22 protein-coding genes are annotated in these 21,306 nt (G+C 40.8%); 11 read left to right on the top strand and 11 right to left on the bottom strand.

Annotation, left to right across the window (positions count from 1 at the left end; all coding sequences use genetic code 11):
* Positions 1 to 365 precede the first annotated feature (365 nt).
* From AAC000_RS11220 to AAC000_RS11210, 3 genes are all read left to right on the top strand, one after another.
* Positions 366 to 851: a MarR family transcriptional regulator gene (locus tag AAC000_RS11220; RefSeq protein ID WP_339722729.1), complete on the top strand. Its 486-nt coding sequence runs from the start codon at positions 366 to 368 to the stop codon at positions 849 to 851.
* Positions 852 to 1,110: 259 nt separating this feature from the next.
* A complete protein-coding gene (locus tag AAC000_RS11215; RefSeq protein WP_339722728.1) occupies positions 1,111 to 2,430 on the top strand; it encodes an AarF/ABC1/UbiB kinase family protein in 1,320 nt (439 codons plus the stop codon).
* Between the two features lie 25 nt (positions 2,431 to 2,455).
* Positions 2,456 to 3,145, top strand: a complete 690-nt coding sequence (locus tag AAC000_RS11210; RefSeq protein ID WP_339722726.1) for a DUF480 domain-containing protein — start codon at positions 2,456 to 2,458, stop codon at positions 3,143 to 3,145.
* A 108-nt stretch (positions 3,146 to 3,253) separates the two neighbouring features.
* Here the strand turns inward: AAC000_RS11210 and AAC000_RS11205 are convergent, their stop codons facing one another.
* On the bottom strand, positions 3,254 to 4,411 hold the full coding sequence (locus AAC000_RS11205; RefSeq protein ID WP_339722724.1) for an AI-2E family transporter: 1,158 nt from the start codon (positions 4,409 to 4,411) through the stop codon (positions 3,254 to 3,256).
* 205 nt (positions 4,412 to 4,616) lie between these two features.
* On the bottom strand, positions 4,617 to 5,381 hold the full coding sequence (locus AAC000_RS11200; protein WP_339722722.1) for an SDR family oxidoreductase: 765 nt from the start codon (positions 5,379 to 5,381) through the stop codon (positions 4,617 to 4,619).
* A 233-nt stretch (positions 5,382 to 5,614) separates the two neighbouring features.
* Here AAC000_RS11200 and AAC000_RS11195 point away from each other — a divergent pair, with 233 nt between their 5' ends.
* The 7 genes from AAC000_RS11195 to AAC000_RS11165 all read left to right on the top strand — a co-directional run bounded on the left by AAC000_RS11195 (position 5,615) and on the right by AAC000_RS11165 (position 12,391).
* Complete coding sequence (locus AAC000_RS11195) at positions 5,615 to 6,133, top strand: (2Fe-2S)-binding protein (RefSeq protein ID WP_339722718.1); 519 nt, start codon at positions 5,615 to 5,617, stop codon at positions 6,131 to 6,133.
* A gap of 1 nt (position 6,134) precedes the next feature.
* Positions 6,135 to 8,414 carry a molybdopterin cofactor-binding domain-containing protein gene (locus AAC000_RS11190; protein WP_339722717.1) on the top strand — a complete coding sequence of 760 codons (2,280 nt, stop codon included), beginning with the start codon at positions 6,135 to 6,137 and terminating at the stop codon, positions 8,412 to 8,414.
* Positions 8,415 to 8,595: 181 nt separating this feature from the next.
* Complete coding sequence (locus AAC000_RS11185; RefSeq protein ID WP_339722716.1) at positions 8,596 to 8,952, top strand: RidA family protein; 357 nt, start codon at positions 8,596 to 8,598, stop codon at positions 8,950 to 8,952.
* Positions 8,953 to 9,183: 231 nt separating this feature from the next.
* Positions 9,184 to 9,576, top strand: a complete 393-nt coding sequence (locus AAC000_RS11180; protein WP_339722714.1) for a GntR family transcriptional regulator — start codon at positions 9,184 to 9,186, stop codon at positions 9,574 to 9,576.
* The gene (locus AAC000_RS11175; protein WP_339722712.1) at positions 9,573 to 10,481 is read left to right on the top strand and encodes an ABC transporter ATP-binding protein; all 909 of its coding nucleotides are present in this window, start codon (positions 9,573 to 9,575) and stop codon (positions 10,479 to 10,481) included. Before AAC000_RS11180 ends, AAC000_RS11175 begins: the two co-directional genes overlap by 4 nt.
* Entirely contained in the window at positions 10,478 to 11,149 is a 672-nt protein-coding gene (locus AAC000_RS11170) for a hypothetical protein (protein WP_339722711.1), read from the top strand. Before AAC000_RS11175 ends, AAC000_RS11170 begins: the two co-directional genes overlap by 4 nt.
* 78 nt (positions 11,150 to 11,227) lie before the next feature.
* Positions 11,228 to 12,391 carry an acyltransferase family protein gene (locus AAC000_RS11165; RefSeq protein WP_339722709.1) on the top strand — a complete coding sequence of 388 codons (1,164 nt, stop codon included), beginning with the start codon at positions 11,228 to 11,230 and terminating at the stop codon, positions 12,389 to 12,391.
* A 38-nt stretch (positions 12,392 to 12,429) separates the two neighbouring features.
* Here the strand turns inward: AAC000_RS11165 and trxC are convergent, their stop codons facing one another.
* Entirely contained in the window at positions 12,430 to 12,861 is a 432-nt protein-coding gene (gene trxC / locus AAC000_RS11160; RefSeq protein WP_339722707.1) for a thioredoxin TrxC, read from the bottom strand.
* 19 nt (positions 12,862 to 12,880) lie between these two features.
* Complete coding sequence (locus tag AAC000_RS11155) at positions 12,881 to 13,978, bottom strand: glutathione S-transferase (RefSeq protein ID WP_339722705.1); 1,098 nt, start codon at positions 13,976 to 13,978, stop codon at positions 12,881 to 12,883.
* Between the two features lie 363 nt (positions 13,979 to 14,341).
* Here AAC000_RS11155 and rsgA point away from each other — a divergent pair, with 363 nt between their 5' ends.
* Entirely contained in the window at positions 14,342 to 15,394 is a 1,053-nt protein-coding gene (gene rsgA, locus AAC000_RS11150) for a ribosome small subunit-dependent GTPase A (RefSeq protein ID WP_339722703.1), read from the top strand.
* Between the two features lie 48 nt (positions 15,395 to 15,442).
* On the opposite strand, the gene AAC000_RS11145 is transcribed toward rsgA, so the two are convergent.
* The 7 genes from AAC000_RS11145 to AAC000_RS11115 form a co-directional block, all read right to left on the bottom strand.
* Positions 15,443 to 15,982 (bottom strand): DUF1697 domain-containing protein, encoded by a 540-nt coding sequence (locus AAC000_RS11145; RefSeq protein ID WP_339722702.1) that lies wholly within the window; start codon positions 15,980 to 15,982, stop codon positions 15,443 to 15,445.
* A 10-nt stretch (positions 15,983 to 15,992) separates the two neighbouring features.
* Positions 15,993 to 17,018 (bottom strand): alpha/beta fold hydrolase, encoded by a 1,026-nt coding sequence (locus AAC000_RS11140; protein WP_339722700.1) that lies wholly within the window; start codon positions 17,016 to 17,018, stop codon positions 15,993 to 15,995.
* A 115-nt stretch (positions 17,019 to 17,133) separates the two neighbouring features.
* Complete coding sequence (locus tag AAC000_RS11135) at positions 17,134 to 17,874, bottom strand: glutathione peroxidase (protein ID WP_339722698.1); 741 nt, start codon at positions 17,872 to 17,874, stop codon at positions 17,134 to 17,136.
* 115 nt (positions 17,875 to 17,989) lie between these two features.
* Positions 17,990 to 18,232 carry a DNA gyrase inhibitor YacG gene (gene yacG, locus AAC000_RS11130; RefSeq protein WP_339722696.1) on the bottom strand — a complete coding sequence of 81 codons (243 nt, stop codon included), beginning with the start codon at positions 18,230 to 18,232 and terminating at the stop codon, positions 17,990 to 17,992.
* A 36-nt stretch (positions 18,233 to 18,268) separates the two neighbouring features.
* Complete coding sequence (zapD, locus tag AAC000_RS11125) at positions 18,269 to 19,021, bottom strand: cell division protein ZapD (protein WP_339722694.1); 753 nt, start codon at positions 19,019 to 19,021, stop codon at positions 18,269 to 18,271.
* Positions 19,022 to 19,372: 351 nt separating this feature from the next.
* Positions 19,373 to 19,987, bottom strand: a complete 615-nt coding sequence (gene coaE, locus AAC000_RS11120) for a dephospho-CoA kinase (RefSeq protein ID WP_339723000.1) — start codon at positions 19,985 to 19,987, stop codon at positions 19,373 to 19,375.
* Between the two features lie 291 nt (positions 19,988 to 20,278).
* Positions 20,279 to 21,172 (bottom strand): A24 family peptidase, encoded by an 894-nt coding sequence (locus AAC000_RS11115; RefSeq protein ID WP_339722692.1) that lies wholly within the window; start codon positions 21,170 to 21,172, stop codon positions 20,279 to 20,281.
* Between the last annotated feature and the right edge of the window lie 134 nt (positions 21,173 to 21,306).

The following is a 21,306-nucleotide window of genomic DNA, read 5'->3' as shown; positions in this document are numbered from 1 at the left end:
TGTTTTCTGATTATTTATTTGAAGAGCCTCTATCTAGTGATAGAGCTTATTCTCTTGGGGAGGTCAAGACGGGTTCGAAAGCTGCATTTTTGTCCTCTTAAATATTAAACTAAATTCATCGAGTAAACTAATGGTTCGTATACTAACTAATTTGTTATAAAATTTCTACAAAATATTCGATATAACATAGTTTATAGAGATAATAATTAGATAGAGTTGAACTTTTGATGTGAATAAATAATGTGACTATTTCTGAATATAAAAATTGAACTCTAGGTTAATTACTCTTACATTAAGCGACATTTAGCGGGGGATAAAAAACAGACTTATCAACCGGTTTTCAAAGGTGTACAAAGGTCAGTGTCATGCAAAAATATGAAGAGTTATTGGTATCATTAAGAAAGGTCACCCGAGCCATTGGGCTTTACTCAAAAAAATTATCTAAGGAAAGCGGACTGACTAGTCCTCAGCTTATTGTTCTAAAGGAAATCGCGCAACATAACGGCTGTATGGTTAAAGATATAGCCCAAAGCATTAATCTTAGTTCTGCGACTGTAACCAGCATTTTAGATCGACTTGAAGCGCGTAACTATGTCATTCGAGAACGCTCAGTAACAGATAAGCGCAGAGTGGGATTGCATCTTACAGAACAAGGAGAAACTGTAATAAAAGACGCACCCCGCCCGCTACAAGCACATTTTATTGATCGCTTTGAAAAGCTTCAAGAATGGGAGCAAACTCAGCTAGTTTCTACTATGCAGCGTATTGCATCTATGATGGATGCAGAGAATATAGATGCCGCGCCATTGTTAGAAGTGGGGACTCTAGACGAAATCACTCAACCGGAATAATGTACACCACAGACCTCTAAATTATGCATGTTAGAAAAATGAGCAGTTTATTCCAGTGACTATGTGATCTTTGGCCAAATTGATTAAGATTGCTTAGTCTCCTAGCGACCTGCCTTTTTGGGATAATTTCTGCGTAAAAATCCTTTCCAAGAGATCGATCTTAAGGACTTTATACTCGACCTATCCAGACTTTTTTAATGAAGGTTGAAGTCTAAAACCCCAATAGCAAAGTATCTACCTATAAAAAGGCCATTAATTTATGCAAAAAAAGTCAGAGTCAGCTTCTATCCCTAAGAGCAGGTTAAGCCGTTTTAGTAAACTCAGTTCTTTAGCAGGGCGAGTCGCTGGCAATGTGCTAGCTGAAGGGGTCAGTGAGTTCGTTAAAGGAAATCGGCCGAAAATCAAAGATTTATTGCTCACCCCATCCAACGCCATGCGTGTCGCCGAGCAACTTGCCCAGATGCGCGGTGCGGCGATGAAAGTGGGACAAATGCTCTCTATGGATGCAGGGGATATGTTACCTAAAGAGCTAACAGATTTACTCGCTCGGCTGCGTTCAGACGCCAAATCTATGCCTGAAAATGAACTCATTACCTTGCTAGAAGCACAATGGGGTGACGGTTGGCAAAAAAGATTTATCCAATTTCCGTTGCAACCTATCGCTGCAGCCTCCATTGGCCAAGTTCATAAAGTCATCACCAAAGACTTGAAACGTTTAGCCATTAAAATCCAATACCCTGGAATCAAACAGAGTATCAACAGTGATGTAGATAACGTTGCGACTTTAATAAAAATGACCGGATTATTACCTAAGGGTCTGGATATTAAACCGCTATTGGCCGAAGCAAAAAAACAACTTCACGATGAAGCAGATTATGCACTAGAAGGGGGCTATTTAGATCAATACGCAGCCGTAATAGCAAACGACGCTGCCTTTGTTATGCCTGAATTAGAAAAAGAATTGAGTTCAGACACAATTCTTGCAATGAGTTTTCTAGATGGCTTACCAATAGAGCAGTTAGTTAACGAATCGCAAGAAACTCGCGATAGGGTTATGACGCAATTGATGCGTTTATTTTTTAAAGAATTGTTTGACTTCCAACTGGTGCAAACCGATCCCAATTTTGCCAACTTCCAATATGATCAAGAATCCCAAAAAATTGTGCTTTTGGATTTTGGGGCGACTCGCACTTACACGTCAGAAATGGCCGAAGGTTATCGCCGTCTTATGCAAGGTGCCAGTCATCATGACAAAATACAAATTCGCCAAGCGATATTAGATATTGGGCTAATTAGGCAAGATTTACCTGAAAATGTGCAGCAAAATATCACTGACCTCGCCTATATTGCCTGCGAGCCCTTATATGCTGAATCACCCTACGACTTTGCTGGATCAGACTTGTCTTCCCGATTACAGCATCAAGGCATGCAACTAGGGCTAGAAAAACAGTACGCACATACCCCCTCGGCTAATGCGATATTTTTACATCGTAAATTAGGAGGCTTATTTTTGTTAGCGATAAAATTAAAAGCCAAAGTGGATATGCAAAGTTTATTCTCGCCTTATAATAAGACATAAATTAGCGGTACCAATGGACACGTAAATGCTTATACAACTCTCACCAATTCAAGCGCGGCTTATCGGTGTTTTACTTGAAAAAGAAGTAACTACACCTGATCAATACCCACTATCCCTCAATGGCTTAACACTTGGATGTAATCAAAAAAGTAACCGAGATCCAGTGATGAGTCTCACTGAATCCGATGTTCAAAATGTATTAGATGAGCTTAAAGAGAAAAAACTCATCCTTGAACATACCGGTTCCGGCAGTCGAGTTGTTAAGTACAAACATCGTTTCTGCAATACCGAATTCAGTGATTTAAAATTTAGTCGTCAACAATTGGCGATAATTTGCGTACTGTTGTTGCGCGGTCCGCAAACCCCAGGCGAACTTAGGACTCGCACCAACCGCTTGGCGGACTTTGACAATGTAGAAGAAATAGAGGCAACACTGCATAAGTTACAGGACTTAAACGACCAACAGTTAGTGGTCAAACTAGACAGAGAACCCGGCAAGCGCGATTCTCGTTATGCACACTTATTTAGTGGTGAACAAGGATTACAAATCCAAACGTCCCTCCCGACCTACTCTAACCCGGCTGACTATGAGGGAAATGCAACATCTGTATCCTCGAAAGACTCAGAGCGGATTACACAACTAGAACAACAAGTCGCCTCCTTGACTAGCCAACTAGCAGAATTAAAGGAAATCGTTGATATCTTGAGTGAATAAAAAATAATAACAAGTCAGCGATCTTCTCGATTTAACCCCCTTCCCCATCCCAATAAAGAAATAAACACTTCACTATTGGGATGGCTTTAACACCTGAGTCCTGCCCGACTATCCACCCGCCTCTATGATCCGCAGCCAGTTTTCCCAAAGACCTAACTCAGATAGTACAAGTTTTATACATACCAACAGTGGCACAGATATCAATATGCCAGAGAGTCCCCACAGCCAACCACAAATTATTAACCAGAGCATAATAACAAGTGGGTTAATTAGCATATTTCGACCTAAAACTGTTGGGGTAATAAATTGTGACTCGAGCATATTTAATACTAAATAAGCACCTACAGGCATTAAGACGGTTACATTGACACCATATTGCACCAATCCAGCAAGTGTTAAAATCAACACCCCTAATACCGACCCAACGTAAGGAATAAAATTTAGAATTCCTACCATAACGCCCCACAACAACGCGTCCTCTAAGCCAATCAAATATAAAGCCAAGGCGGTTGATAAACCTAAGCCAGAGTTAATAACGCTGACGGTGATAATATATCGAGAAAGTTGTGCTTGGGTCATGCTCACCAAATGGATTGCTTTTTTGCGTTTCTGAGGTGTTGGTAACTCTTTAATAAAGGCATTAAAAAGGCTGGGACCAAAAATAAGCAAAAACAGAATCAATATGACGCTGACTAAAATTTGTGCTAAAAAAACCGGTGCTGCTCCTAATGCCTCGAGTATAAACTCTAGGCCTCCCTGCTTGATGTGTTCAGTCACTACTTCGCTGGTTGTTTCTTTGGGTGTAGTTACCACTTCATCACGACTAAACCAATCAAAAAAACTCGATTCTTTCACTGGTTTCGCTTTTATTTGTTCTTCTTTTTGTTGTTTTTCAAATGCATCACTGATTGATTCTACTTGCTCGGTCAGATGAACAGACAGTTTAGGGATAAGTTTTGCCCACTTCTGAGCCGGTTCAATCAATTCAAGGCCTAACAAAGTAAAAGGGGCGACTAACATTACCATCAATGCTATGGATGAAAGCGATCGCGGCACCTGTACTCGTTTTAACAAAGTCACTAATGGACTTAAAAGCAATGCGATAAGGATGGTTATTACCAAAGGAATAATCAGTGATTGTGCAAAATACAAAGTATAAAAAACGGCCAGTAGCAAAATCCATTTAATGCAGGGAATATCCGTTAACCTTTGGTTTTCTTTTGCCTTTTTTACGTCTTCAAGGGGTGCACTGTTGGACTTTTGCATGACTTTCCAGAATCTAAAATAAACTAAAACAAAGCAGCCGCATAATTTCAATCGGGCTGCACAAGGTTATATCCTAATGGATCGGTTTAGGTTTAAAAAGCAATCTTGTCATGCTTGCGCATTTCGTGTGGAGGTATAACTACTATTGTCCACAGCTAATAATTCTACAAAAAGGCAACAAATTATTAGCCATATGTCTATAGTGCTAAATAGCAGTCAAGCCACCATCCACTGGTAAGCTTGTCCCTGTGGTGAAGCTTGCCGCATCAGAGCTCAAATACAACACCGCAGCAACCACTTCTTCTACTGTTCCGACACGGCCAATTGGATGCATGGCCCCTATCCTATGCGCCTTTTTTTCATCTCCTGCTGCGGCACGGCGGTACATATTGGTATCAATAACTGCAGGGCAAATGGCATTAACCCTGATCCCTATTTTGGCATATTCAACCGCCGCTGACTTTGTTAAACCTATCACCGCATGTTTGCTTGCAGCATAAATACTCATCTTTGGCGCCGCACCTAAGCCCGCTACAGAGGCAGTATTGACTATGGCCCCACCGCCATTTTTTAGCATGCTTTGGATTTCGTGCTGCATACACAACCACACACCTTTGACGTTAATATCCATAATTTTGTCAAAATCATCTTCAATGCCTTCAGCCAATTTACTCGACTCTATATCAATACCGGCATTGTTAAAGGCTATGTCTAAACGCCCAAAGGTGTTTTCAATAAAAGCAAAAAGCGCTGTTACAGAATCGCTGTTACTCACATCACAAACTTGGAATACAGCGTGTTGACCTTGCGCACACATATTTTGCGCTAGCTGCTCGCCCTGTGTATTAATGTCTGCCAATACAACCTTAGCCCCCTGCGCAGCAAAAGCCCGTGCGGCGGCTTCACCTATCCCAGCGGCTGCTCCTGTTATCAAAACAACCTTATCTAAAAACCCATTTTTATTATTCATCTATTCAGTCTCTACTTGGTAAGTAGAATAAGACTAGCAACCCCAGTGACAAACAATAAATAAACTTTCAACATGTTGAGCTATCAATACAATGAATAGGTCATTTCCAAATAAAAAGCTCATTATATTTTTATTGAATAGTTATTTAAGTGCATGACTATCAACATCATTTTTTGTTGCTACACTGGTATGCAACAAACCAAAAAAATCTAAATCGGACGACGGGCACAACTATGATTACATTTACATTAAACGGTAACAAGATGAGTACGGATGCACCTAAAGACACCCCTTTATTATGGATTATACGCGATGAATTTGGACTGAAAGGTACCAAGTTTGGATGCGGCATTGCAATGTGTGGTGCCTGTACTGTGCATTTGAATGGTAGTCCGGTTAGATCTTGTTCATTACCCATTAGCGCTCTTGATGGCGGTAAAATAACCACCATAGAAGGGCTTGAAAATAAACATCCTTTACAAAAGGCTTGGGTTGACCAACAGGTCCCTCAATGTGGTTACTGCCAATCAGGTCAAATCATGCAAGCCTCTGCATTGTTGGCAACTAATGCCAATCCTAGCGATGCAGAAATTGTTAATTATATGACCGGAAATCTATGTCGTTGTATGTCGTATAAGCGTATCAAAGAAGCTATCAAGCAAGTCTCGTCAGCAAGTGCTAGTGTTGTGGAAATTTATGATCCCAAAAGAGAAAGTATTCTAGAAAATAATAATGAACAGGAGGCAGTGTAAGATGACTCGCCTCAATAAAACCGAAAAAATTGAACAAAGCCGTCGTAATTTTTTAATCGGTACAGTTGGTACTGGCTTAGTTATGGCCTTTGCGCCTGTGATGACAGCAAACGCCTCAGAATCTGCTGCAAGCGCACTCAATAAAAAACACTTTAATCCAACAGTTTGGTTTGAAATTGATCAAACAGGTTCCATTCTGGTCAACATTTCCCGCGCTGAAATGGGACAACATGTAGGTACAGCCATCGCCCGTATTGTCGCAGATGAATTAGGTGCAGACTGGGATAACGTCAAGATCAAACATGTGGATACCGACCCTAAATGGGGGTATATGGTCACTGGCGGTTCATGGTCTGTATGGCAGTCTTACTTACCTATGTCTCAAGCAGGCGCTGCGGGGCGCACCGCTTTAATTGAAGCCGCAGCAGCATTACTTGGGGTACAAACAATTGACTGTAAAACACAAAACAGTTATGTGGTATGTGGTAACCAATCCATTAGCTTCGCAGACATTATTAGTAAAGGTAATATAGACAAAACCTTTACTGCAGAAGAGCTCGCCCAGTTCACACCTAAAGATCCAAAGGCGAGACAACTTGTAGCAAAACCCAGCAATGCTTTGGATATACCTGCGAAATCCACAGGCACCGCAAAATATGGCATTGACGTTGAAATTCCTGGCATGGTTTACGCCAGACCATTAATACCTCCCACTCGTTATGGTTCAAAAGTGCTTAAAGTGAACGATAGCCAAGCGACTAAGATGAAAGGTTACTTAGGGTATGAAATATTGCAGGATCCCAGCAATATACTTCAAGGTTGGGTGTCTGTTCTGGCAGATACCTACTACGGCGCAATTCAAGCAGCCCAAGCTATAAATGTAGAATACCAAGCCGGAGAAACAACCAATGTCAGTGAACAAGATTTAATTAAAGAAGGTGAAAAGCTAGTAGCTGACAAAACCTCAGGTGGACGTTTTGTCGACCACGGAGATATAGAAAAAGCATCTGCTGACGCCAAAAAATCTATCGATTCCACCTATCGCACGTCTTCTGTTCTGCACTTTGCGTTAGAACCAGTCAATGCTGCAGTAGAGTTCAAAGACGGTATTTGTCATGTGCATACAGGCAACCAATGGCAATCGTTATTTTTGCCTGTTGTGGCTAAATCTGTTGGACTCACTGATGACAAAGTCATTATTCATCAATATTACCTTGGTGGTGGTTTTGGTAGACGTTTAGCAGGTGACTATATGATCCCTGCAGCGCTCACGGCTAAAGCTATAGGTAAACCTGTGAAACTGGTATTTACTCGGGAAGATGATTCACGTTTCGACTGTATCCGCTCACCTTCAGTACAACATTTTGCAGCCTATTGGGATGGTGATAATGCCCTACAAGGTATTGAACATGCCGCCGCCGCTGGCTGGCCAACCTTGACTATGGCGCCTGGATTTATGCCAGACAGCGTTGATAAAAAAACTAAAGTCGATGCTTTTTCGATCAGTGGCGCCGACCATTGGTACAGCCTCAACAACCATAGAGTGCGAGCCATCAACAATACATTAGCCCAAAAGACTTTTGTACCAGGTTGGCTACGTGCTGTAGGCCCAGGTTGGATTGCATGGGGTGTTGAGTCTTTTATGGATGAAGTCGCCCATGCTCAAAATGTTGATCCTATTGATTTTCGTATGCAATTGTTAGATGCAAAAGGTAAAAATTCAGGAAAAGCACCTGAAGCGGTAGGTGGAGCAAAACGTCTTGCTCATGTGTTAAAGGAAACAAAAAGGAAATCTGGTTGGGGTAAAACCTTACCAAAAAATGAGGGATTAGGCGTAGCAATTGCGGCCGGGCAAGAACGTACTATGCCTACTTGGAGTGCCTGTGTGGCTCATGTTAGAGTTGATCCTGAATCGGGTGAAGTGAAAGTGTTAAAGCTTACCAGTGTGATGGACTGTGGCACTGTTGTTCACCCTGATGGCGCATTAGCCCAAACAGAAGGGGCCATGCTTTGGGGGCTTAGTCTTGCATTACACGAAGGAACGGCTATTAAAGGTGGCCAAGTGGCTGACACAAACTTAAATAGCTATACACCACTACGCATGGCAGATGTACCAGAGTTGGATATCAGTTTTGTAGAAAATACCGAAATACCTACCGGATTAGGCGAGCCTGGTTTAATTGCTGTTGCCCCTGCTATAGGAAACGCAATTTTTAATGCCGTAGGCGCCAGAGTACGTGACTTACCTATCACATCTAAGGCTGTAAAAACTTTAATATAGAATAAACTGCTCCGCTAAGTGCAATTTTTCAAAGCGCCATTTCTTTAATAAGTTATGGCGCTTTTTTATGAATAACGACATGGGTCATATCTGATCCGTCTTATACCTATATAAAACTAATCAAAACTCTCAATCTTGCTATGATCTCTGTTTCGAACAATATCAGGAGCTAACTGTACAAATGACAAGCATTCAACGCCAAGAAACCAAACAACGCATGAGTCGAATTGTTATCCATCAGGGTACTATCTACCTTTGCGGACAAGTTTGTGCCGATGCCACCCAAGACATTACACATCAGACTCAAACCATGCTCGATAAAGTTGAAAAACTGTTATTGGACGCGGGTAGTGATAAAGAACACATGCTCTCAGCCACTTTATATATTAAAGATATGCAAGACTTTGCGGCCATGAATGCTGTGTGGGATAGCTGGGTACCAGAAGGTCATGCGCCTGCAAGAGCATGTGTGCAAGCATCCATGGCTAGACCAGAATTATTAGTTGAAATTTCGGTAGTGGCCGCACAGAAAGAATGACCAAAAATTTAGTTTTAAAGATATCCAATACGCAGTGCCCAATGCGCACTGCCGTATCAAATTCCAAATATATACACAGTTTACCTGTTCCTCCAAAAACTTAATTTCCATAAATTTCAATATTTTGGGTTAATAAATCACCATCACTGCATAATTTTCAAACAATTAATTTGCCAACTGTGCATAGCTGTATATACTGTGCATATCGGATATACACAGTAACGATATTTAATGACGATTAAATTGTTTCTTTCACAAACGGATAGCAGGCCTATGTACCTGCAGATCATGAACCAGATTAAACAAAAGGTGATGGTCGGTGACTGGCAGGCAGGATTTCATTTGCCGTCTATACGGGAAATGGCCTCTGTGACTGGCGTAAGCGTGATTACGGTAAAACGCGCTTACTCCGAATTGGAGCTTGAGGGCGTAATAGTGACTCAGCAAGGCCGTGGATCTTTTATTGCTGAGTCTGCAACCGTAGGTTCAGATTTAAAGTTATCTGAATTGGATGAAAAGTTAAAACAGGTGGTTTATAGCGCTCGTCAGTTAGGGTTGAGCTTTGATGAAACCAAAGAACGTATGAATCAAGTGATATTAAATATCAGTGGAAATGAACAATGAACGAGATTGCGATCCATTTAGAAAATGTCAGTAAACATTTTAGCTATTTTGACCTAAAGAACATTAATCTTGCCTTGCCCACAGGCCAGATCATGGGATTTGTTGGCGCTAATGGCGCCGGCAAATCTACCACTATCAGGATCATCATGGGATTAATGCAAGCTGATAGCGGTACAGCAACGGTGTTAGGGCAAACCATGCCTAAATTTCAAACTCAGATTAAACATCACGTGGGTTATAGTTCTGAGGAAATGAAGTTATACGCTGGTAAAAATCTTGGCTGGCACATGGCGTTTATCAAATCGATATACCCAGGCTGGGACGATAACTACGCGAAAGAATTGCTACAGCGATTTGATCTCAATCTTGAGCAAAAAATCAAACAGTTCTCCAAGGGTCAGCATATCAAAGCACAATTATTATTGGTGTTAGCCCGTAAACCCAAATTGTTAGTGCTAGATGAACCCACTACTGGGCTAGATCCGGTAGCACGCCAAGAAGTGAACAATGAATTAGCGCTGATTTTAAAAGATGAAGAGCGAACAGTATTGTTCTCGTCACACAATACTGCTGACGTTGAAAAGATATCCGACCAAATTACATTCATCGATCGCGGCGCAATTATCGATACCAATGACAAGGAAAGCTTTTTAGAAAACTGGCGTCGCATTCAGGTTGAATTGCCTTCTGATCAACCTATGGTGCCTACGGGTAATATTGTACAAATTGAGCAAGACGGACGCTTGGCCGCGGTAATTAGCAATCAGTTTTGCCCTTCAATATTAGAGGCATATCAACAACAAAATATTAAAGTCATAGCCGTTGAAAATATGTCCTTAGAAGAGATTTTTTTAGCCAATGTCAATCACCGTAGACAAGCAAAGATTGTAGGAGCCAAATCATGAATACCTTTATGCTCACAAAACTCATTACTAAAGATTGGCATTTATATAAAGAATATATGTTGGGATACGCATTACTAGGCATTATTGCTGCAGGTCTAATGACAGTACAATCTTATACCGTATATTACTTAGGATTCGTGGGATTAATCACTGTTTTGATTGGTTCTAGCGCACATTTAGCCATCAATACTGTAGTGACAGAAAAAAAAGAGTATCAATTGTCTTTTATCATGGCCTTACCTATCACCCCGTTAGATTACGCACTATCAAAAATGCTTGGTGGTTTAGCCATTTATTTAGTGAGTTGGGGGATTATAGTAGTCTCAACTACCCTGATTATATATTTCAGTCATATGCCAAACGGTATGATACCTATGTTGCTCATCTGCGCTTTAGAAATTTTGGTGGCGACTACAATTATCCTGTGCGCAGGAATATTAAGCGGATCTATGGCAGTCACCATAGTGACTATGATTATTCTCAACTTGTTTTTTAATATGTTTATATTTGCAGTAGCAGGTATTAAATCAATTGGCAGCAATATTGAATCCGAAACTGCCGACTTTAATTCAACCGTTTATAGCATAATCGGCGTTGAGATTTTTGCCATAGCGATAGTTTTAGCTGTCACCATTTTTATCAAATCCCGAAAGGCCTGCTTTCTCTAGCTAGGCCTCATCACAGGCCTATTTAATATTTAGGCCAACTAAACACTCTGTTTAAACTTAACTTAAAAGGTGCTCATTATGGGTAGTCATAGTCGTGTCCACTATATGGATAATTTACGGGCGTTTGCCATGTTACTTGGTGTATTTTTTCACGCTGCATTAGCTTACAGCCCTGCACTCAAAGAGGTTTGGTTACCAGCCAGCCCTCAAACTTCTGAGGTAGTCGATTTTATGGCTTTTTTCAGTCATACCTTTCGGATGCCATTATTCTTTTTGATTGCAGGCTTTTTTTGCGCCTTGTTAATTCAAAAAAGAGGCTTAGGTGCAATGCTGAAAAATCGTCTCATGCGCATAACATTGCCATTGTCGATATTCTTACCTTTAGTGCTTACTGCTTTCGCAATATTGATAGGCTGGGCAATGGAAAACATCCAAGCTAAATCACCCATGCTGGGTTTGATTGCCATGATGGCGCAATACCCAGATGCCCCACCACCGGTTACCACAACCCATTTATGGTTTTTATACCAATTAACATTTTTTTACTTGGTAACTGCAATAGCGGTGAAATCGTTTAAGTTTGATTGGATGTCGCGAATCATCAAGATGCCAAAACTGTTCTTGTTATTAGGCCCTCTTTTATTGGTTCCCGCACTTTTAACTCAACACGCACCTATTCCTGCACCTGAACAATTTATGCCGCAGTTATGGTCATTTGGGTTCTTCGGTATGTTCTTTGTGTTTGGTTTTGGGTTATTTACCCACCAAGAATTTTTAGACAAACTTCAACCCTATGGGTGGCTAATGTTTGCGACAAGTGTTGCCGCCTATATCCTGTTTTTTGAATTATTTCCAAGGCATAGCAGCATGCAAGAAATCATGACTGTTATGGCAACTTCGCCATCTATAGACCTAAAGCAAATAGGACTTGGCGCTTTGCAAGCTTATATCAGTGTGTTTATGAGTCTGGTCTTGATAATAGTGGGTCGAAGTCTGTTTAATAAACAAAGCCCTAGTGTGAAGCTAATTGCAGACTCTTCTTACTGGATCTACATCATTCATTTACCGGTATTGTGGCTTATTCAATTTTACTTACTGGATACCCAGTGGCCACTGTTAGTTGAATTTTTTCTGAGCTCTATCTGCACACTTGCTATTGGTTTAATCAGTTACCTCCTTCTAGTCAGGTGGACACCAATCGGCTGGTTCTTGAATGGTAAAAAGAAGCCAAGTAACACTTGATATTAATGCCCCAGGATTGGGGCGTTAATATCCAAAGATTAACCCAATTTTTTTAGGCACTGCATTATCCAGGTTTTTAGTTGTGACCCGCTGAGGCCACCAGACACTCTATCGATTTCCCTGCCGTGTAGAAAAAAGATAAGGGTTGGAATACTACGAATAGCTGCATCTGCTGAAACTTGCTTTGCTTGTTCGGTATTCACTTTGGCAAACAATATCTCTTCAGACTGTTGCGCAATGGCACTAAATACAGGTGCCATTGCTTGGCAGGGTCCGCACCAACTTGCCCAGAAGTCCACAATCACCGGTAAGTCATTTTTCTCGATATAACGATAAAATGTATTATCCGTTAACTCAATGGGACTTGAAGAATAAGCAGCCTGTTGGCATTTACCACATTTGGCCTGAGTATGGCTTTTGTCTTCTGGTATACGGTTTATTGCAAAGCAATGGGAACAAACTATGTGCATTTATTTTCCTATAGGTAACTTAATTAAAGGTTAATTTATTGTTTACTCTATGCAGTCTCTTTGGAATATCTAACTGCATACTCTCTAATCCACCTACCGATTGCAAAAAAGTATCAACAGACTGCTTCTGCTGATCCTCAAATTGACGGTAACAATCCAAGATTCGTTGTACTTTCCATTGATGGAAAGTACCAATGGCACGCTGTTCGGATACATCACCAATAGTATACTGGTGTTCGCCTATAGTTCTAGGGATCTCAGCGACTTGAGGATTTTGCTCAGCCCACTTTTGTAACGCTTGCACTGTATTCGTTAAAACTGGCCATTGTTCTTTAAAGATTCGAGTTAAGAGTTCAAGCAAAGTGTCAGGGATAACATCATCAGCTAAATATTCTCCTTCGACGTCTTGGGGTTGATTCATTCTTTCGACCCATTTGGCCAGGTTAGGGGCTATTTTTTTCATTAGAGCACCAGGCTCAGGGTCTCGGTATAAATGAGCATATAAAGGGCCCATTAAACCAAAGTCGCCTAAACAAGGTTTACTACCAAGTAGGTAATCATGCTTAGAAAAATGTCTATCCAATAGTGGCAATACATGGTTTTCATACCAATCTTCAATGGCAGGAATACTCGTAGGGGTAATCCCCAACATTGGCACAAATCCCTTGAATTTAGCGCCGATTTTTTTGCCAATAAAAGCACGAATAAAGCCTGGCATATTCGGCGCGATGACTTTCCCAAACTCTTGATAAATAAAGGGGAAGTTGGCTTTGTTCCAACGGTAATGCATGGCCGGAATGACTAGCCATTCATCCCCCCAAGTTTCAAAAAGGTATGAAACTAACTTCTGTTTAGGGGTGGTGGGGATAACCGGACGCTCAGGATGACGTTGCTCGAGCGTATCTATAATCTGTGCGGTATCTTGTAAATATTCATCTTCAGGTGTTTTGACCACTGGTACAAAACGGACGCCAGTTTTGGGAACAATGACACTTTTATAAACCTTCAGCGACGAAAACACTTCTGTGTAAGGCAGACTTTTAAAAATCAAATAAGCTCTAGCCTTGCCCGTATATAAAGACATGGGGGCGCCATAAAGCGTGTATTGTTCAGACATGTTTTATCCTTTAGATGATTTAACCTAATACATAATCGTATTGGGATATATACCGGCTCTAGAATAAAACCCTTTCAGCTAATCGCCATTTCTTTGCATGATGATTAACTATAGATTTAACAGCCCTGTGCAGACCGAACACAAGTTTCAGCTTTACAGGTCAGCAACGCACTGTTATTTTTGTCTAGCAATATAGACTTACTTTATAACTAAGGAGATTTTTGATGATTGTTGTCACTGCCCACATAGCTTTGCAAGAGCGGGTAGCTGCCTAAATTTCACTCACTACCCGTTGTCTTGACGAGCGATGACTATTTATGGTCTACAAATCGACCCGTTATTCATTAGACAACAGGACTTACCATGTCTGGAAAAAATTACACCTTAGCTCAATTAGGTTGGAAAACGTTTTTTAATCAACAGTTAACTTTAGAAAACCTAGAGCAAACCGCCCCCTATAGGATCACCCAAGTTTTTAGAAATCGCGTCATTGTTTTAGGTGAAAACGGCGAACGTGAACTTAATTTGGCACAGTTTCCTCACTTGCAAACTTGCACTGTGGGAGATTGGTTACTGATACCCAAAATACAAAGCGATACACCTGTCATCTTAGATAGGCTGAGTGTTTTCCAACGAAAATCTCCCGGAGCCAACACCAACCAATTGATTGCAGCCAATGTGGACACGGCTTTTATTGTTAGCTCTTGCAATAACGACTTCAACTTATCTCGAATCGAACGTTATTTAGCCTTAGCTAAAGAAGCGCAAGTTGACGCGGTATTAGTGTTAACCAAAGCAGATTTGATTAACGAGCAACAACTATCCGATTATTTAGCACAATTACATGAGTTACAGTCTCATTTAGTTGTGCTGCCCATGGATGCCCTAAACAAGGAAAAAGTGCAACAGCTCAACGATTGGTGCAAAGTTGGGCAAACTGTTGTGCTGCTGGGATCTTCTGGCGTGGGTAAAACTACTTTGTCCAATTCGCTGTGTTCCATGGAAGAAGCCACCGCTGCGATCCGTGATGACGACAGCAAAGGAAGGCACACCACAACAAGCCGCTCTTTATATTTTACTCAAGCTGGTGGTTTAATCTTAGACTGTCCTGGCATGCGTGAATTACAACTCACCGATTGTGAAGAAGGAATTAAAGCGGTATTTTCGGATATAGAACGTCTCGCCAAGCAGTGTAAGTTTACTGATTGCCAACACCAGTCTGAGCCCGGTTGTAAAGTGTTAATGGCTCTAGACACTGGTGACTTAGCCCCCCGTAGACTCGCCAATTATCAAAAGATGTTAAAAGAACAAGCAAGGAATAGTTTGACCCTCGCTCAGTCTCATCACCAAGATAAAGTCTTTGGTAAGCTAATAAAAAATAGCTTAAAAATTAAAAAGTCGCGGCTAGATCCCTAAAAGTCGCTATGTTTAGTTCCACAACAGATTAGTGCAGCCTATGTTGCACTATTTTTGATTAGCTAAAGTCAGTAACTGACTCACAGTTTTCCAATTTCTGGCAGTGGTTGCTACTGCCAGTAATTTTTCTGCTTTTGCAGCCAATTTAGAGCGACCAATACCATCTGGCGCATGTAAGTAGAAAACATCTTCGATGAGTTCGAAAGATTCATTGTCTTTTTTTATGCATTTCATAGCATCAAAGTCTAGGTTGCGCGCTGGCTCTGCGAGGAAAAACATATGTAATGTTTTAGGATTAGATTGCGCATTGGGAAAAGGATTATTGGTCGCTGCTTGTTCAAATTGCGCAAGTGTCAAAAGCAAAATATGTGGCTGAAAACCAAATGTTTGTAACATCTCATTGGCAATCTTTTCTGATAACACTTGTGCGTTTGATTCTGAATTTTGCAACAGCACATTACCACTTTGAATATAGGTGTGAACATTTTGACAACCTAAACCAAGCAACATGTCCGCAAGCTGTTTCATAGGAACAATGTTTTTACCGCCAACGTTGATGCCTCTGAGCAGAACTATCCAATTATTCATCTGTGTTTACCTAATAAGTCGTCAAATATTGACTCAACGCTTCTAACATTTCTGCATGTTTAGGATTGGCTTCGGGTACATTGCAAGGCATTATTTCTTCAAGCATTGAAGCGTTAAACTTCATATCAGACAATTGCTCTTGGTCAATCACAAGATCAGCATGGCATACATCCAATTCTTTTGGAATTTCAAATAATCTATTAGGCCCAGTGTTCACAGCCATCAGACTTTTAACTCCCGCTATAGGTGTAGTGATATCTGCCATTGAGTGAGCAGCAAAAATAGGTAGGTTGAGCGGCGCACCTTGTGCAATTAATTCACGTACAGAAAAAATGACTTCTGTTAATTCAAATGCTGAGAAACGCGCCACACTGGGATATTTGTAAGGGTTGGGGCCTAGTGTTTTATATTCGCCATCTAAAATTTTAGCTAACCACTGTATACCCCAGATGTTGGCCATAGACTCTACACTTGAGTCCAGCGCTAATGCTCCAGAAAATAACATTAAACCTTTCACTGCTTTAGGATTTTGCAAAATATACTCGGAGGCCAAACCGCCACCTGTTGAAAAACCACCAACATAAACTTGCTTGCCTAATCCCTCAGAGAAATCAATCATTTCTGACACATGGACTCGCCAGCGATCGGCTAATTCGGTGTCTTGCATATCCTCATCGGCTTGTTTTTTACCATGACCGGGCAATAAAGTAACAACCACATTATGACCTTGCTGATGTATCGATTGCGCGATAGAACGCAGGAAAAATGGCGAATCACTTAAGCCATGAAACAAGACTACGACTTTGTCTGTGACTTTATTATGATGCAAAATATAAGGGGCGTTACCGTCATTTTTTAGACTATCAGCGCAGACCCTGAACACGTTCATTTGAGGCGATTTACAACCACGAGTTGCGCCAAGTTGTGCTTGGTAAATAGCGTTAAACTTATCAAACTCGTGCTCAATAGACTGAGAAGAAGCGACAAAAGACGTGGTACTAGCGGTTAAAAGCAAGAGTACAAAAAGTAACTTCATTTACATTTAGCTCAATTATTTAGTAGCCCCTACTATATCCAGTTGCGTCACGATTTACTAATTTGCAGGCATAAAAAATGGCGCTCTTAGGCGCCATTTTTAGTCAACACAAAATTTAAGCAAAATAAGCTTCTAGTTCGTCAGAACCACCGATTAACTTACCACCAATAAATACTTGTGGCCAAGTTTCGTTACCTGAAAGGGCTTTAAGTGAAGTGAAAGACACTTCTCTGCCCATAACTAATTCTTCATATTCAAAACCTTTTGCATCTAACAAGGTTTTTGCTTTAGCGCAGAAAGGGCAACCAGGCTTAGTTAAAATGGCTGTCGCTACAGACGCTTTAGCTTCTGGGGCAACATAAGCCAACATAGTATCGGCGTCTGATACTTCAAAGGGGTCGCCAGGTAAATCAGGCTCGATAAACATTTTGTCTACTATGCCGTCTTTAACCAGCATAGAATAACGCCAGCTACGCTTACCAAAACCGATTTCAGATTTATCGACTAATAAACCCATGCCACTAGTGAAATCACCATTTCCGTCAGGGATAAGTGTTACATTATCTGATTCTTGATCTTCTGCCCAAGCGTTCATAACAAAAGTATCGTTTACAGATACACAGATAATTTCATCTACACCATTAGCTTTAAATGTTTTAGCCAATTCATTGTAACGGGGTAAATGAGTAGAAGAACAGGTAGGCGTAAACGCGCCAGGTAAAGAAAAAACAACCACTGTTTTACCTTTGAACAATTCATCAGTAGTCAGTTTTACCCACTCGTCATTAACACGTGCGGCAAAAGTACATTGAGGAACAGCTTGTCCTGATTTATCTTCAAAATTTGGGTTAGACATATTGATCTCCGATCTAAGGTTAATAAACTAATTACAGCTAAGATACCTAGATTTCTTAATCATTTAAAATAATTAAAAACGATTAGGTCAATCTAATTAACTGATTAGAATAAGGTTATTCTTTGAAGAAATCGTCAGACTGCTCACTTAACATGGCTTCAATGTCTTCAATATCAAAATCTGGCAATTTTATTGTTTCTTCATCTTTGTTTGCACCACAAGGAATAGATTTTTCCTCATCCGCCCATTCACCTAAATCAATTAGCTGACAAGTTTTACTGCAAAATGGGCGAAAAAGATTACTTTGGATCCACTCCACTGGTTTTTTACAATTAGGACAATTGACTGTAGTTGGCATAGGATTAAATAGCCTCGAATGAAATAATGGAAAGGTTTAGCAACAAGCCAGTTTAAAATTTACTTTGCTGTCGACAGCGGTGCTCCCTTCCATGGTAGGAGTAAATAAAGTAAAACGAATAGCGTATCGATATTTATTGCCTGACAACATTGGGTAATACCCTTGGTCAGTTGACGTCAACACTCGGATTAACTCATTTTTATCTTCAGCAATACCTTGGTAAAAACCTTTTTCAGCTTCAACCGCGGTAAAACGTCCTCTTTCCCGCAAAAATGATAGAGTGATCTCCATCGCTTGTTGAATAGGTGTCAGTTCTTGTAACCAGCTGTTGATATCCTGTTGTTTAACTTCATTGGGTTGCTGTAACCAGTAATGTAAATTAGGTAAATCAAAACTACAGGTGCCACCAGGGATGGAAAATCTCTGTCTTATGGAGGCCAAAAATCGATCCTCTTTGAGTTCTGCGCCGACTTTTTTATTACTTTTTAATGACTCACGTAAACGTAGAATTTTTTGAAGGGCAAATTGTAATGCTTCGTCATCTATATTTGGATGTTGCGACCAAATAACCAGATTTTTTTCATGAGACTCAATGTCTTTTAATACGTCGTTACGCAAATCGATTCGTTCTGACAAATCAAGTAAAGTGAATAGACTGTCGAGAAAATTAATATATTGCCAATTTTCACTAGACGTCTTCCCTTGCTCGAGCTGCTTAAATAACTGCTCAAGCCTAAGGTAGGTACGTACCTTTTCATTGAGTGGAAATTCGTAAATTGCTTGAGACATGATCACCTGTTTACCTTGATTAAACTGCAATACCTGCAGTGGATAAACATTGTAAAGAATTTTTAATCAAATCAATAGGCTAAATTACACAAAGCTGACAACAACAGTAGTGTGACTCTAGTAAATAATGACGAGTCTTAAAAGATGAAAAGATTATTACCACAGTACGCTGCGCTACAAAGAGACAACAGAAAAAAAGCACTGGTTTCCCAAGTATTAAATCAACTTAACCTGGCAATTTTGATTCCTAGAGGCGATAGAGAATAACCCCAAAATTGTAGCACGACAGGTTAACCCGCCAATTTCTTAACTTTTAAAACTATCCACTAATATCTAGCCACTATTTACTATCTACTTTTCTTGTGCCGCCAAAAGCATATATTTTTTGTGCAGAACGTCGACCTGTGCGGTCAAGTTATCAGCATTGCCATTGTTATCAATCACATCGTCAGCTACGGCTAAACGTTGCTGTCTAGTTGCTTGGGCGCTCATAATCGCGCGGATTTGTGGCTCATTAGTTTTGTCGCGCAACAGGGTTCTTTGCAGTTGCGTCTGCTCATCCACATCGACAATTACCACCCTATCTACTTGTTGATACAATTTATTTTCAACCAACAAGGGCACACTCAATAGACAATATGCCGACTTAGCTCGCTGAGTCTGTAATAACATTTGTTCCCTTATGGCAGGATGCAAAAGCTGATTGAGCCAATTTTTGACTTCAGTATCTTCAAAAACCAAAGTGCGAAGTTTAGCTCTGTCCAAGCTGCCAGCTTGGTCTAATACTGACTCACCAAACTTAGTAACAATTGCTGCTAAGGCAGGAGTTTCAGGTTCGACCACTTCTCTGGCAATCAGATCTGCATCGATCACTTCAACCCCATATTTTGCAAACAAATCAGTGACAGTGGTTTTACCACTACCAATACCACCACTTATACCAACAACAAAGTTACTCACATCCATCCCTGCCAATTTAATTCTATTCCTCTGTGCAGCCCTCTGTGCGCCGCACCCGGTGTACTCTGTGGTTGAAAGTTTTTAATTGCTGAAAAGCCAAAGAATAAAGGATTTTGAAACACAGAGGGCGCAGAGAGCGCAGAGAAAAGCAAAGGAGAATGGCGGCTTTGCCTAAAAAAACAAAGCCATAAATTATTGCAATTAATTGTTCTTAACATTCTATTCCTCTGTGCAGCGAAGCTGCCCGACGCTCTGTGTGCGGCACCCGGTTTTCTGTGGTAGCAAGCTTTTAAATGCTCAGGGCAACATCCACTGCCAATACTGGGCAACAATCCAATCACCGTATAACAAAGTCAACCAACCGGCTGCAGCCAAGTAGGGGCCAAAGGGGATGGGCTGGCTTTTGTCTTTACCTTGCACTGTCAGCAAAGTGACACCTACAATTGCACCGACAAATGACGACAACAAAACCACCACAGGTAAATGTTGCCAACCTACCCACGCACCTATAGCTGCGAGTAGTTTGAAATCGCCGTATCCCATGCCTTCTTTGCCAGTTAATAATTTAAATACCCAATACAAACTCCATAAACTTAAATAACCAACAGCAGCGCCAATCAGCGCATCTTGACTGGATACAAATGGACTTTCGATACTCAGTAACAACCCTAACCACAACAGAGATAAAGTTAATTGATCGGGCAATAACATAGTATCGAGATCGATAAAGGTCATAGCAATCAGCAACCAAGTAGCGACAACAGCAGCAAAGCCAGCTAGGCCAAAACCGAAATGCCATGCAACTAAAGTCGATAACAACCCTGTTGCCAATTCCACTAAAGGGTAACGAATCGATATGGGGTTTTTACATTGACTGCATTTTCCCCTGAGTAATAGCCAACTTATTAAAGGGATATTCTCCCAGGCTCTTATTTTATGTTGGCATTTAGGGCAAGTAGAATCGGGTTTAACTAAATTAAAGGGAGGATCATTAGGCTTAGTGGTAGCGGGTATAGCTTCATTTTGTGACGCTGAATACTCAGCAATTTCGGCTTTCCATGAGCGTTCCATCATGACAGGCAAACGATAAATTACAACATTAAGGAAACTGCCCACCATCAGACTGACGATAAACACAAAACCCATAAAAAATGCCGAAGAGTCAGCCATCAACTGAAAAGATGTTTGCATAAAGTCGCTTATAAAAGATTAGTAAAAATTTCTAATGGCGGTAGCTTGCCAGAAAGGCTCGAATGAGTCACGGGTTTCGAGCTTCTAGCTTCTAGCTTCTAGCTTCTAGCTTCTAGCTTCTAGCTTCTAGCTTC

Source organism: uncultured Paraglaciecola sp. (assembly GCF_963977085.1).
Taxonomy (GTDB): Bacteria; Pseudomonadota; Gammaproteobacteria; order Enterobacterales; family Alteromonadaceae; genus Paraglaciecola.
This window is presented reverse-complemented; position numbering and strand designations above follow the sequence as displayed.

What these genes read in the sequence shown, in the direction of transcription:
- AAC000_RS11220 (WP_339722729.1), top strand. Translation starts at nt 366, where the DNA reads ATGCAAAAATATGAAGAGTTATTGGTATCATTAAGAAAGGTCACCCGA.
- AAC000_RS11215 (WP_339722728.1), top strand. Translation starts at nt 1,111, where the DNA reads ATGCAAAAAAAGTCAGAGTCAGCTTCTATCCCTAAGAGCAGGTTAAGC.
- AAC000_RS11210 (WP_339722726.1), top strand. Translation starts at nt 2,456, where the DNA reads ATGCTTATACAACTCTCACCAATTCAAGCGCGGCTTATCGGTGTTTTA.
- AAC000_RS11205 (WP_339722724.1), bottom strand. Translation starts at nt 4,411, where the DNA reads ATGCAAAAGTCCAACAGTGCACCCCTTGAAGACGTAAAAAAGGCAAAA.
- AAC000_RS11200 (WP_339722722.1), bottom strand. Translation starts at nt 5,381, where the DNA reads ATGAATAATAAAAATGGGTTTTTAGATAAGGTTGTTTTGATAACAGGA.
- AAC000_RS11195 (WP_339722718.1), top strand. Translation starts at nt 5,615, where the DNA reads ATGATTACATTTACATTAAACGGTAACAAGATGAGTACGGATGCACCT.
- AAC000_RS11190 (WP_339722717.1), top strand. Translation starts at nt 6,135, where the DNA reads ATGACTCGCCTCAATAAAACCGAAAAAATTGAACAAAGCCGTCGTAAT.
- AAC000_RS11185 (WP_339722716.1), top strand. Translation starts at nt 8,596, where the DNA reads ATGACAAGCATTCAACGCCAAGAAACCAAACAACGCATGAGTCGAATT.
- AAC000_RS11180 (WP_339722714.1), top strand. Translation starts at nt 9,184, where the DNA reads ATGACGATTAAATTGTTTCTTTCACAAACGGATAGCAGGCCTATGTAC.
- AAC000_RS11175 (WP_339722712.1), top strand. Translation starts at nt 9,573, where the DNA reads ATGAACGAGATTGCGATCCATTTAGAAAATGTCAGTAAACATTTTAGC.
- AAC000_RS11170 (WP_339722711.1), top strand. Translation starts at nt 10,478, where the DNA reads ATGAATACCTTTATGCTCACAAAACTCATTACTAAAGATTGGCATTTA.
- AAC000_RS11165 (WP_339722709.1), top strand. Translation starts at nt 11,228, where the DNA reads ATGGGTAGTCATAGTCGTGTCCACTATATGGATAATTTACGGGCGTTT.
- trxC (WP_339722707.1), bottom strand. Translation starts at nt 12,861, where the DNA reads ATGCACATAGTTTGTTCCCATTGCTTTGCAATAAACCGTATACCAGAA.
- AAC000_RS11155 (WP_339722705.1), bottom strand. Translation starts at nt 13,978, where the DNA reads ATGTCTGAACAATACACGCTTTATGGCGCCCCCATGTCTTTATATACG.
- rsgA (WP_339722703.1), top strand. Translation starts at nt 14,342, where the DNA reads ATGTCTGGAAAAAATTACACCTTAGCTCAATTAGGTTGGAAAACGTTT.
- AAC000_RS11145 (WP_339722702.1), bottom strand. Translation starts at nt 15,982, where the DNA reads ATGAATAATTGGATAGTTCTGCTCAGAGGCATCAACGTTGGCGGTAAA.
- AAC000_RS11140 (WP_339722700.1), bottom strand. Translation starts at nt 17,018, where the DNA reads ATGAAGTTACTTTTTGTACTCTTGCTTTTAACCGCTAGTACCACGTCT.
- AAC000_RS11135 (WP_339722698.1), bottom strand. Translation starts at nt 17,874, where the DNA reads ATGTCTAACCCAAATTTTGAAGATAAATCAGGACAAGCTGTTCCTCAA.
- yacG (WP_339722696.1), bottom strand. Translation starts at nt 18,232, where the DNA reads ATGCCAACTACAGTCAATTGTCCTAATTGTAAAAAACCAGTGGAGTGG.
- zapD (WP_339722694.1), bottom strand. Translation starts at nt 19,021, where the DNA reads ATGTCTCAAGCAATTTACGAATTTCCACTCAATGAAAAGGTACGTACC.
- coaE (WP_339723000.1), bottom strand. Translation starts at nt 19,987, where the DNA reads ATGGATGTGAGTAACTTTGTTGTTGGTATAAGTGGTGGTATTGGTAGT.
- AAC000_RS11115 (WP_339722692.1), bottom strand. Translation starts at nt 21,172, where the DNA reads ATGCAAACATCTTTTCAGTTGATGGCTGACTCTTCGGCATTTTTTATG.